This is a genomic window from Pseudomonas sp. LB3P58 (assembly GCF_054897895.1).
Map to the genome: position 1 here is coordinate 556126 of NZ_JBUBVE010000001.1, position 11759 is coordinate 567884.

At 58.1% G+C, this 11759-nt stretch carries 13 protein-coding genes; 11 read left to right on the plus strand and 2 right to left on the minus strand.

Annotated elements, in window-relative coordinates; translation table 11 throughout:
- Positions 1–97: 97 nt before the first annotated feature.
- The 10 genes from rpsP (at position 98) to ACYZTZ_RS02560 (ending at position 8782) form a co-directional block, all read left to right on the plus strand.
- On the plus strand, positions 98–349 hold the full coding sequence (gene rpsP / locus ACYZTZ_RS02515) for a 30S ribosomal protein S16 (protein ID WP_007944872.1): 252 nt from the start codon (positions 98–100) through the stop codon (positions 347–349).
- A 5-nt stretch (positions 350–354) separates the two neighbouring features.
- Positions 355–891, plus strand: a complete 537-nt coding sequence (gene rimM, locus ACYZTZ_RS02520) for a ribosome maturation factor RimM (RefSeq protein ID WP_010565276.1) — start codon at positions 355–357, stop codon at positions 889–891.
- Positions 873–1646, plus strand: coding sequence for a tRNA (guanosine(37)-N1)-methyltransferase TrmD (gene trmD / locus ACYZTZ_RS02525; protein WP_154503229.1), 774 nt, complete (start codon positions 873–875; stop codon positions 1644–1646). The genes rimM and trmD overlap by 19 nt, the downstream gene beginning before the upstream one ends.
- Before the next feature lie 45 nt (positions 1647–1691).
- Complete coding sequence (gene rplS, locus ACYZTZ_RS02530; RefSeq protein WP_003175895.1) at positions 1692–2042, plus strand: 50S ribosomal protein L19; 351 nt, start codon at positions 1692–1694, stop codon at positions 2040–2042.
- Between the two features lie 99 nt (positions 2043–2141).
- Positions 2142–3038: a site-specific tyrosine recombinase XerD gene (gene xerD, locus ACYZTZ_RS02535; protein ID WP_008151625.1), complete on the plus strand. Its 897-nt coding sequence runs from the start codon at positions 2142–2144 to the stop codon at positions 3036–3038.
- Between the two features lie 167 nt (positions 3039–3205).
- On the plus strand, positions 3206–3937 hold the full coding sequence (dsbC, locus tag ACYZTZ_RS02540) for a bifunctional protein-disulfide isomerase/oxidoreductase DsbC (protein WP_056743383.1): 732 nt from the start codon (positions 3206–3208) through the stop codon (positions 3935–3937).
- Between the two features lie 134 nt (positions 3938–4071).
- Entirely contained in the window at positions 4072–5376 is a 1305-nt protein-coding gene (locus tag ACYZTZ_RS02545) for a homoserine dehydrogenase (RefSeq protein ID WP_046048339.1), read from the plus strand.
- Between the two features lie 66 nt (positions 5377–5442).
- Positions 5443–6852, plus strand: coding sequence for a threonine synthase (gene thrC, locus ACYZTZ_RS02550; protein WP_461997120.1), 1410 nt, complete (start codon positions 5443–5445; stop codon positions 6850–6852).
- A gap of 121 nt (positions 6853–6973) precedes the next feature.
- Positions 6974–8332 carry a transporter substrate-binding domain-containing protein gene (locus ACYZTZ_RS02555; protein ID WP_461997121.1) on the plus strand — a complete coding sequence of 453 codons (1359 nt, stop codon included), beginning with the start codon at positions 6974–6976 and terminating at the stop codon, positions 8330–8332.
- A gap of 162 nt (positions 8333–8494) precedes the next feature.
- A complete protein-coding gene (locus tag ACYZTZ_RS02560; RefSeq protein WP_461997122.1) occupies positions 8495–8782 on the plus strand; it encodes a DUF3509 domain-containing protein in 288 nt (95 codons plus the stop codon).
- 170 nt (positions 8783–8952) lie between these two features.
- On the opposite strand, the gene ACYZTZ_RS02565 is transcribed toward ACYZTZ_RS02560, so the two are convergent.
- The gene (locus ACYZTZ_RS02565; RefSeq protein ID WP_461997123.1) at positions 8953–9879 is read right to left on the minus strand and encodes a TIGR02285 family protein; all 927 of its coding nucleotides are present in this window, start codon (positions 9877–9879) and stop codon (positions 8953–8955) included.
- Positions 9860–11059, minus strand: a complete 1200-nt coding sequence (locus ACYZTZ_RS02570) for a CaiB/BaiF CoA transferase family protein (protein ID WP_461997124.1) — start codon at positions 11057–11059, stop codon at positions 9860–9862. Before ACYZTZ_RS02570 ends, ACYZTZ_RS02565 begins: the two co-directional genes overlap by 20 nt.
- A 147-nt stretch (positions 11060–11206) precedes the next feature.
- On the opposite strand from ACYZTZ_RS02570, the gene ACYZTZ_RS02575 reads away from it, so the two are divergent.
- Positions 11207–11749, plus strand: a complete 543-nt coding sequence (locus ACYZTZ_RS02575; RefSeq protein WP_007897614.1) for a YaeQ family protein — start codon at positions 11207–11209, stop codon at positions 11747–11749.
- Positions 11750–11759 lie beyond the last annotated feature (10 nt).

The window sequence follows — 11759 nt, forward strand, 5'->3', positions numbered from 1 at the left end:
CAAAAGTCCGGATATTCCTTAGAATATGCGGCCTTTCGGGCACCTATGCCCGCTGTGCCTTTAGATTTGCAGCACCGACTACAGGAACGATGTTCACATGCTAACAATCCGTCTTGCCCTTGGCGGCTCCAAAAAGCGCCCGTTTTACCACTTGACCGTAACCGACAGCCGCAACCCGCGCGACGGTTCGCACAAGGAACAGGTTGGTTTCTTCAACCCTGTTGCTCGTGGTCAAGAAGTCCGTCTGTCCGTGAACCAAGAGCGCGTAGCCTACTGGCTGAGCGTTGGTGCACAACCTTCTGAGCGTGTTGCTCAGTTGTTGAAGGACGCGGCTAAGGCTGCGGCCTGAGCAATATGAACGCGACGCCAGCTGTTGCTGATGATTTGATCGTTATCGGCAAAATTTATTCGGTTCATGGCGTTCGCGGCGAAGTGAAGGTGTATTCCTTTACTGATCCGACTGAAAACCTGTTGCAGTACAAAACCTGGACGCTCAAGCGCGAAGGTAGTGTGAAACAGGTTGAGCTGGTCAGCGGACGCGGGAACGACAAGTTCCTGGTCGCAAAGCTCAAGGGTCTTGATGATCGTGAAGAAGCGCGTCTTCTGGCCGGTTATGAGATCTGCGTGCCGCGCAACCTGTTCCCTGAATTGACCGACGGCGAGTACTACTGGTACCAGCTGGAAGGTCTGAAGGTCATTGATCAACTCGGGCAATTGCTCGGGAAAATCGATCATCTTCTGGAAACCGGCGCCAATGATGTAATGGTGGTCAAGCCTTGCGCTGGCAGCCTGGATGATCGCGAACGCCTGTTGCCCTATACGGAGCAATGCGTGTTGGCCGTCGACCTTGCCGCAGGCGAGATGAAGGTGGAATGGGATGCGGACTTCTAAGCGTGGCTAACTTGCGCGTAGAAGTGATCAGTTTGTTTCCCGAGATGTTCTCCGCCATCAGCGAGTACGGCATCACCAGTCGTGCGGTGAAACAGGGGCTCTTGCAGCTCACCTGTTGGAATCCGCGAGACTACACGACGGATCGACATCACACTGTGGACGATCGCCCATTTGGCGGTGGTCCGGGCATGGTGATGAAGATCAAGCCCCTGGAAGATGCGTTGGTTCAGGCCAAGGCAGCAGCCGGGGAGGCGGCGAAGGTAATTTACCTGTCCCCCCAAGGCCGTCAACTGACTCAGTCGGCGGTACGCGAGTTGGCGAATCTGGATGCATTGATCCTGATTGCCGGCCGCTATGAAGGCATTGACGAGCGTTTTATAGAGGCTCATGTCGATGAAGAGTGGTCGATTGGCGACTATGTACTGTCTGGCGGCGAGCTGCCGGCGATGGTCCTGATCGATGCGGTTACACGACTGCTGCCTGGAGCTTTAGGGCATGCGGACTCCGCCGAGGAAGATTCCTTTACGGATGGTTTGCTGGATTGCCCGCACTACACCCGACCGGAGGTGTATGCGGATCAGCGTGTTCCCGACGTATTGCTAAGTGGCAATCACGCGCATATCCGGCGTTGGCGTTTACAGCAGTCCCTTGGTAGGACCTTTGAACGACGCGCCGATCTTCTGGAAAGCCGCTCGCTTTCTGGAGAAGAGAAGAAGCTGCTCGAGGAATACATCCGCGAGCGGGACGATAGTTAACAACGTATCGATGGTAGATCCGACGATTTACCTTAGGAGCACAGCATGACTAACAAAATCATCCTTGCACTCGAAGCAGAGCAGATGACCAAAGAGATCCCTACCTTTGCCCCGGGCGACACTATTGTCGTTCAGGTGAAAGTGAAGGAAGGCGACCGTTCGCGTCTGCAAGCGTTCGAAGGTGTTGTTATCGCCAAGCGTAACCGCGGCGTAAACAGTGCTTTCACCGTTCGTAAAATCTCCAACGGTGTTGGCGTAGAGCGTACTTTCCAGACCTACAGCCCGCAAATCGACAGCATGGCCGTTAAACGTCGCGGTGACGTACGTAAAGCCAAGCTGTACTACCTGCGTGACCTGTCCGGTAAAGCAGCTCGCATCAAGGAAAAACTGGCTTAAGTCCAGCTTCCGATGCAGAAAAAAGCAGCCTACGGGCTGCTTTTTTGTTGCCTGCGATTTATCTTTCCTGGCCGTACTGTCGGTCTTGCCTGAGCCTTTATGCCCGCCATCGATCATCCCCTGATAGACCAATTCCTCGACGCTCTGTGGCTGGAGAAAGGTCTTTCCGATAACACCCGCGATGCCTATCGCAGCGACCTGGCCCTGTTCAACGGCTGGCTGCAGGAAAAAGGGCTGGAGTTGATCAATGCCGGCCGCGAATTGATCCTCGATCACTTGGCCTGGCGTCTGGAGCAAAACTACAAACCCCGCTCGACGGCGCGATTTCTCTCCGGCGTGCGTGGCTTCTATCGCTATTTGCTGCGGGAAAAGCTGATTGCCGTCGATCCGACCTTGCGTGTCGACATGCCGCAGCTGGGTAGGCCATTGCCTAAGTCCTTGTCGGAAGCGGATGTGGAGGCCTTGTTAAAAGCGCCTGACCTGAGCGAAGCCATCGGCCAGCGCGACCGCGCCATGCTCGAAGTGCTTTATGCCTGCGGCTTGCGTGTGACGGAACTGATCAGCCTGACGCTGGAGCAGGTCAATCTGCGCCAAGGCGTGCTGCGAGTGATGGGCAAGGGCAGCAAGGAGCGGCTGGTGCCGATGGGCGAGGAGGCGATTGTCTGGGTCGAGCGTTACCTGCGCGATGGCCGCCAGGAGCTGCTTGGCGGGCGTCCCAGTGATGTCATGTTCCCCAGCCAGCGCGGCGAGCAGATGACTCGGCAGACCTTCTGGCATCGCATCAAGCACCAGGCCAAGGTTGCCGGGATCGGCAAGTCGCTGTCGCCGCACACCTTGCGTCATGCCTTCGCCACGCACTTGCTCAACCATGGTGCGGACTTGCGGGTGGTGCAAATGCTGCTTGGCCACAGCGATCTGTCGACCACGCAGATCTACACCCACGTCGCCCGCGCCCGCTTGCAGGACCTGCACGCCAAACACCACCCGCGTGGCTGACCGCTCCCACAATGGATTTGTGTCGCCCGCGATGTCTCGCGTCACCCGCATTCGGCCACACGGGCCTTATGTGGTAGGCTTTGCCGGTTTGCACGATGGGCGTTTATGACCCGGTGTTTCGGCACGGGCGTTCTGATCGTCCCATTTGTCCGCCTTCAGGAGTTCTCATGCGTCTGACCCAGATTTTCGCCGCCGCAGCCATTGCGTTGGTCAGTACCTTTGCCGTCGCCGATGACGCGGCCGACAAAGCCATTCGTAAAAGCCTGGAAAACCTCCAGCTCGAGGTGCCGGTAGAAACCATCACCGCCAGCCCGCTGCCAGGTCTGTACGAAGTCAAACTCAAGGGCAGTCGCGTGCTCTATGCCAGCGCCGATGGCCAGTACATCGTTCAGGGTTACATGTTCCAGCTCAAGGACGGCAAGCCGGTCAACCTGACCGAAAAGACTGAACGCCTGGGCGTTTCCAAACTGGTCAACGAAATTCCGGTGGCTGAAACCGTGGTCTACCCGGCGATCGGCGAAACCAAATCGCACATCACCGTGTTCACCGACACCACCTGTCCGTACTGCCACAAGCTGCACGCCGAAGTGCCTGAGCTGAACAAGCGCGGCATCGAAGTGCGTTATGTCGCGTTCCCGCGCCAGGGCCTTGGCTCGCCGGGTGACGAACAGCTGCAAGCGGTCTGGTGCTCGAAAGACAAGAAAGCGGCCATGGACAAGATGGTCGACGGCAAGGAAATCAAGGCCGCCAAGTGCGATAACCCGGTTTCCAAGCAGTTCGCCCTCGGTCAGTCGATCGGCGTGAACGGTACACCGGCCATCGTTTTGGCCGACGGCCAAGTCATTCCGGGCTACCAGCCTGCGCCACAAGTCGCCAAACTGGCACTGGGCGCGAAGTAAATTCGCATCGTCACGGTCAGCCATTGACGATCATGGTTCGGCGGCAGCATTCGCCGAGCCATTAATAGAGAACCGCGAGCATGCGGTTGTTTTCACGGCCGGCCTTGAGTCGGCCGTTTTATGGGGAGTTCACAGTGAAACCGGTCAAAGTAGGCATCTGTGGGTTAGGGACCGTCGGTGGCGGTACCTTCAACGTACTTCAGCGTAACGCCGAGGAAATTGCTCGTCGTGCCGGGCGTGGAATCGAAGTGGCACAAATTGCCATGCGCACGCCAAAGCCTCAGTTCCAGACGACCGGTATTGCGATTACCAACGATGTCTTCGAAGTGGCCACGAACCCTGAGATCGACATCGTCATAGAGCTGATGGGCGGCTACACCGTTGCCCGCGAGCTGGTACTCAAAGCGATCGAGAACGGAAAACATGTTGTGACCGCGAACAAGGCGTTGATCGCCGTTCACGGTAATGAAATTTTCGCCAAGGCCCGGGAGAAGGGCGTGATTGTGGCGTTCGAAGCCGCCGTGGCCGGTGGCATTCCGGTGATCAAGGCGATCCGTGAAGGCCTGTCGGCCAACCGCATCAACTGGGTCGCCGGCATCATCAACGGCACCGGTAACTTCATCCTCACCGAAATGCGTGAGAAGGGCCGCACCTTCGAAGACGTACTCGCCGAGGCGCAAGCCCTGGGTTACGCCGAAGCCGATCCGACCTTCGACGTTGAAGGCATCGACGCGGCCCACAAGCTGACGATCCTGGCGTCGATCGCGTTTGGCATTCCGCTGCAGTTCGACAAGGCCTACACCGAAGGCATCACCAAGCTGACCACCGCTGACGTGAACTACGCCGAAGCGCTGGGCTATCGCATCAAGCACCTGGGCGTGGCGCGCAGCACCGCGGCCGGCATCGAACTGCGCGTGCACCCGACGCTGATTCCAGCCGATCGCCTGATCGCCAACGTCAACGGCGTGATGAACGCGGTGATGGTCAACGGTGATGCCGCCGGTTCGACCCTGTTCTACGGCGCTGGCGCTGGCATGGAGCCGACCGCTTCGTCGGTGATCGCCGACCTGGTGGACGTGGTTCGCGCCATGACTTCCGACCCGGAAAACCGCGTACCGCACCTGGCCTTCCAGCCGGATTCGCTGTCGGCGCACCCGATCCTGCCGATCGAGGCCTGCGAAAGCTCCTATTACCTGCGCATCCAGGCCAAGGACCATCCGGGCGTGTTGGCGCAGGTGGCGAGCATCCTGTCGGAGCGCGGCATCAACATCGAATCGATCATGCAGAAGGAAGTCGAAGAACACGACGGCCTGGTGCCGATGATCCTGCTGACTCACCGCGTGCTGGAACAGCACATGAACGACGCGATCGCCGCCCTCGAAGCATTGGCGGGCGTGGTCGGTCCGGTCGTACGGATCCGCGTCGAGCACCTGAACTAAGCCGTTATCGTTCACCGGGCCCGCCTGCGGGCCCGGGTTTGCGAACACTGTCTATTGGAGCCAGTCATGCGTTATATCAGTACCCGCGGCCAGGCACCGGCCCTGAATTTCGAAGACGTCCTGCTGGCCGGTCTGGCCACGGACGGTGGTCTGTACGTCCCGGAAAACCTGCCACGTTTCACCCAGGAAGAAATCGCTTCCTGGGCCGGCCTGCCGTATCACGAGCTGGCCTTCCGGGTGATGCGCCCGTTCGTCACCGGCAGCATCCCTGATGCCGATTTCAAAAAGATTCTGGAAGAGACTTACGGCGTGTTTTCCCACAACGCCGTGGCGCCATTGCGTCAGCTGAACGGCAACGAATGGGTGCTGGAGCTGTTCCACGGCCCGACCCTCGCGTTCAAAGACTTCGCTTTGCAGCTACTGGGTCGTCTGCTCGACTACGTGCTGGAAAAACGTGGTGAGCGCGTAGTGATTGTCGGCGCCACCTCCGGCGACACCGGTTCGGCCGCCATCGAAGGCTGCAAGCACTGCGATAACGTCGACATCTTCATCCTGCACCCGCACAACCGCGTGTCCGAAGTGCAGCGTCGCCAGATGACCACCATTTTCGGCGAGAACATCCATAACATCGCCATCGAAGGCAACTTCGATGACTGCCAGGAAATGGTCAAGGCCAGCTTCGCCGACCAGAGCTTCCTCAAAGGCACGCGCCTGGTAGCGGTGAACTCGATCAACTGGGCGCGGATCATGGCCCAGATCGTTTACTACTTCCATGCAGCCCTGCAGTTGGGTGGCCCGGCGCGTTCGGTGTCGTTCTCGGTGCCGACCGGCAACTTTGGCGACATTTTCGCCGGTTACCTGGCGCGCAACATGGGCCTGCCGATCAACCAGTTGATCGTCGCCACCAACCGCAACGACATCCTGCACCGCTTCATGAGCGGCAATCAGTACGTCAAGGACACCCTGCACGCCACGCTGTCGCCGTCGATGGACATCATGGTGTCGTCGAACTTCGAACGCCTGCTGTTCGACCTGCACGGTCGCAACGGCGCAGCGATTGCCGGCTTGATGGACACCTTCAAGCAAGGTGGCGGTTTCAGCGTCGAACAGGAACGCTGGACCGAAGCCCGCAAGCTGTTCGATTCGCTGGCCGTGGATGACGCTCAAACTTGCGAAACCATTGCCGAAGTTTTTGAGCAGACCGGCGAACTGCTGGATCCGCACACCGCCATCGGCGTGAAGGCGGCGCGCGAGTGCCGTCGCAGCCTGGACATTCCGATGGTGATCCTCGGTACCGCACATCCGGTCAAATTCCCGGACGCAGTGGAAAAAGCAGGCGTAGGAAAAGCGCTCGAACTACCTGCACATCTTTCTGATTTGTTTGAGCGAGATGAGCGCTGCACCGTGCTGCCAAATGACCTGAAAGCCGTGCAGGCCTTTGTCAGCAAGCATGGCAACCGCGGCAAGCCTCTGTAACCAATTAAAACTGTCACATTTTGAAGCCCGTCTCCTGACGGGCTTTCTCATTTCTGCATGTCACACTTGTTGGGTTTTCGCCCCTTGAAGGACGGGCGAGTTGATCACGAAGGAAGTGGCAATGCTGTTTTTCAGAGGGTTAAAACCAGCCGCGTGCTGGATGTTTTTTTTAGTCGGCACCCTGGGCTTTGCTCCATGGGGGAACGCGTCGCAATTGGCGGCGACCGATTCCAAAGGATCGGTTGCTGGGCTAAAGATCGAGCTGGATGCTCAGGAGTTGAAATGGATTGCCGAGCATTCGAAAGTCATCGTCGCATCGGTGCAATACCCGCTGTACCTGTTCAAGGATGAGCACGGCCAATGGAACGGCTTGAACAATGATCTGCTCAACCGCATCAGCGCGATGACGGGATTGCAGTTTGTTCACGAAGAATCGTTTTCCACCGATCAGTTGCTCGGGCGACTGGAAAGTGGCGCAGCGGACATGAGCACGACGCTGGCGATGAATGACGAACGCAAGACGTTTCTGGATTTCAGTCATGCGTTCGGTGGCGCTGGCTGGGTGTTCGTCGGGCGGGCCGGGGCGCCAGAGGTGCAATCCCTGGAGCAGTTGTCGGGACGGGTTCTGGTGTTGCCGACCCGGCATGCGCTGGAGGCCACGATTCGCCGCGACCATCCGGACATCGAGCTACGCTCGGTTAAAACCTACGCGGAGGCCCGGGCGCTGGTCGAGAGCGGTGAGGCCTATGCCACCATCGAAAACGAAACCGGAGCACAACTCTATCCGTCCGGACAGCTCAAGGTCGGGTATACGGTGGAGGGCAAATGGGAGGCGGACCACCTGGCCGTACGCAAAGGTCAGCCTCAGTTGTCGAGCATCCTCAACAAGGCGCTTGAGGCGCTTGATCCTGCTGAATTGCGCGCCATTCGCCTGAAATGGCTCAATGGGATTGCCCCGGTCAAGGTGCCCGGTGCCTGGCAACGACTCGCCGAGTGGGGCTGCTGGGGAATGTTTATCGTCAGTCTGTTCGGCCTGTTGTCCCTGCTCTGGAACCGACGGCTCACGGTTTTGATCCAGCAGCGCCTGGATGCCGAGAAGAGTCTGAGTGATCAGCTTGCCTTCCAGCATGCGTTGATGGACGCCATGCCCGATCCGATGTTTGTTCGTGATCTGGAAGGGCGTTTGATCATGTGCAACAAAAGTTATGAGGAGGGCTTGTCGACCCGTTTCGACCAGGTTCAGGGACGACAGCTGATTGAACTGGACGTCTTGCCCAAAGAGACTGCCGAACTGCTGCATGCAGAGTTCATGGCCCAGCTCGGTACGCGCAAGACGCGCTTCAGTGAGCGTCAATTGAGGTTCAAGAACGGCGTCAGGCATGTCTATCAGTGGACGGTGCCTTTTTACGGTGCCGACGGACAGTTGCGGGGCCTGCTGGGTGGATGGACCGATATCGGCAAGCGCAAGCAGCAGGCATGACGCGGCTGTTTTTTATCTGTCATCTTGGCCGTGCATGCTCTATTGACCAGAGGCGCAGGTTCACCAGCAGTCGGTATCCAGAACTTTCTTCTCGAACCAGTGGTCATTTACTGTAGGTACGCCCCAGGCACTTTGTTTTCGGACTATTGAGTGGTGATCGAGATGGAAAGTATCAGTCTATTGCTCGGTGAAGCTCTGAGCCCGTATCAGGTAACGTTGACCCCGTCGGGGACCCATGGCGAATGCCTGGTGACCCTGAAAAATGCGACCGGCGCTATCGTGGTCGAGCGGGCGTTCAATCAGGCCCAGTTGACCAGCAAACGTATGCTGACGGATGTGGTCGACGGATTGCATCGCGACGTGCTGATCGCCGAAGGTCGGCTGGAGCCCTGTGTCATCGCGGCGTTACGTAATGCTGCTCAGGATAAAATCCTGGCCAACCGAAATTGAATTGTTTTTTGTGGGAACCTTCCTGCGCTTAGGTCAGTCAGACCTTGTAACAGCAGGATCAAGCATTGTGCTCCGGTGCTTGTAGCCTGCTGTTACTGGTCTTTATGTAGGCCACGTTTAACCCCGAGTCGTCTCCCCACTTCTCGGGGTTTCTTTTTGCCTGCGATTTGTCATTGCTCGGCCTGATGCTCGAAAAACGCTTTGGTTTCTTTCAGGTAGTCGCTGCGCCTTTCCGGATCCAGCCAGTCAGCGTACTGCTGATCCAGTCGATCATGCGGCAGGGTGCGTAACAGTTGGTTGATCTCATTGATCGCCTTTAGGCCTTGAGGTGTATTGGAGCAGCCGATGTGCCCGGACAGGTATTTACCCGTGCCCCTGACCGGATAGAACTCCAATTGGTCGTCGGCAATCTGTGCCTGATTGGCTTTATAGCGAATTTCCGGCCAGTAACCCAAAACTACCTGCAACCGACCCAGACGCTGCATCTGTAACAGACTGCCGAGGGCGTCGTTGCCGTAGTGACGTGTCAGCGCGTCGGGCAGTGCCTGTTTCAGCAGTGTGTCGAGGAATTGGCCATAACTGCGCTCTGCCACCACACCGACCTTCTTTCGACCACTGGCCAGCATTGCCGCCAGATCGACTTCACCGTCGACCAGAAACGGTTCCAGCACCGCTCGATCTTCCTGCCGGACGACCAGGCCATTGCTGACGGCACGGAAGGCCGGAATGGAGAAGGTAATCCACTGTTCCCGCTCCTTGGTCCAGACCAGCGAGGGATCGCACGTAAACGACGCTTCGTGGAGCATTTGCATGCCGCGGGCCCGGTTGACCCGCATCAGGGAGTGCTGGTATTGCGGCATGCCGGCGATCAACAGCGGCAGCATTTGATCGATGATTCCCTGTCCTTTTTTCGGACCTTCGAGAATCATCGTTGGCGGCAAATCGCGCAGCAGCCAGATCAGCGTCTCTTTGGGTTGTGCCGATACGGGAGCGCCAAGGCACGACAATAAGATGAGCGTCACCAAAGCCCGCCAGCCGTGGACGTGGTTGAGTGCTGATGAAAGCAGGCGTTCCAGCTTAGATGGCCCCGCCTTCACGCAGCTTTGCGATCTGTTCCTTGTCGTAACCAAGATCGTTGAGTACCTGCGCATTGTGTTCGCCCAACTGCGGCCCGACCCATTCCGAAGTGCCGGGTGTCTCTGATAGTTTCGGCACGATTCCCGGCATCTTGAAATCTTTGCCGTCTGGCAGCTTGGCCTTCAGGAACATTTCCCGGGCCAGGTACTGTGGATCACTGAACATGTCTTCCGCGCTGAAGATCCGGCTGGCCGGTACGTCGGCCTGATTCAACTGCTCGATGATGGTGTCCAGCGGCAGCGAGTTGACCCAGCGATCAATCACCCCATAAATCTCGTCGCGACGACTATCGCGTCCGTCGTTGCTCGCCAACGCAGGGTCATTGGCCAGGTCCTCGCGACCCATGATCAGCATGAAGCGTTTGAAGATCGCGTCGCCATTGGCGCCGATCTGCACATGTTTGCCGTCGGCACTGGTGTGGATCGAGGAGGGCGTGATGCCCGGCATGATGTTGCCGGTGCGTTCGCGGATGAAACCGAACACGTCGAACTCTGGGACCATGCTTTCCATCATGGCGAAGATCGCTTCATACAGCGCCACATCCACCACTTGGCCGAGGCCACCGTTGACCTCGCGATGACGCAACGCCATCAGCGCACCGATCACACCCCACAACGCAGCAATCGAGTCGCCGATGGAAATTCCGGTGCGCACCGGTGGCCGGTCTTCGAACCCGGTGATGTAGCGCAAGCCGCCCATGGATTCACCGACGGCGCCAAAGCCTGGCTGATCCTTCATCGGTCCGGTCTGACCGAAACCCGAGAGACGCACCATCACCAGTTTCGGGTTCAGAGCGTGCAAGACATCCCAGCCCAGACCGAGTTTTTCCAACACGCCCGGGCGAAAATTCTCGATCAGAATGTCCGCTTCGCTGAGCAGTTTTTTCAGGATCGCCAGGCCCTCGGGGTGTTTGAGGTTCAGGGTCAGGGACTTCTTGTTGCGCGCCTGGACGAACCACCAAAGCGAGGTGCCTTCATACAGTTTTCGCCATTTACGCAACGGATCGCCGCCATCGGGGGACTCGATTTTGATCACCTCGGCACCGAACTCGCCGCAAATGCGCGAGGCAAACGGCCCGGCAATCAGCGTACCCAATTCAATGACTTTCAGACCTGAGAGCGGTTTTCCGGTGAGCGGCATGCTGGATCCTGTAGGACAAAGGTTGAGCGAATACAGGGTTTTAACATAGCCGAACGTCAGACGACCAAGGTTGATCGCCTTCAATTCGTGGATTGCCTACCGCATCGGTTAGACTTGCCGCCTTTCCCCGTATCAAGAAGCCCGTTCATGGCCCAGCCGTCCACGACCTACAAGTTTGAACTGAACCTTACCGACCTCGATCGCAGCGTGTACGAGAGCGTGAAGCAGACCATCGCCCGTCACCCTTCGGAGACCGAAGAGCGCATGACCGTGCGGCTGCTGGCCTACGCCTTCTGGTACAACGAGCAGTTGTCGTTTGGTCGCGGTCTGTCAGACGTGGACGAACCTGCCCTGTGGGAAAAGAGCCTGGACGACCGTGTCCTGCACTGGATCGAAGTCGGCCAGCCAGACGCCGATCGCCTGACGTGGTGCTCGCGTCGCACCGAACGCACCAGCCTGCTGGCTTACGGCAGCCTGCGCGTCTGGGAGACCAAAGTGATCCCGGCGATCAAGAACCTGAAAAACGTGCACATCGCGGCTGTTCCGCAGGAAGTGCTGGAAACCCTGGCCAAAGACATGCCCCGGGTTATCAAGTGGGACGTGATGATCAGCGAAGGGACGATTTTCGTCACCGACGACCGTGGTCAGCACGAAGTCCAGTTGCAGTGGCTGAGCGGCGAACGCGGCTGATTATTCGCTG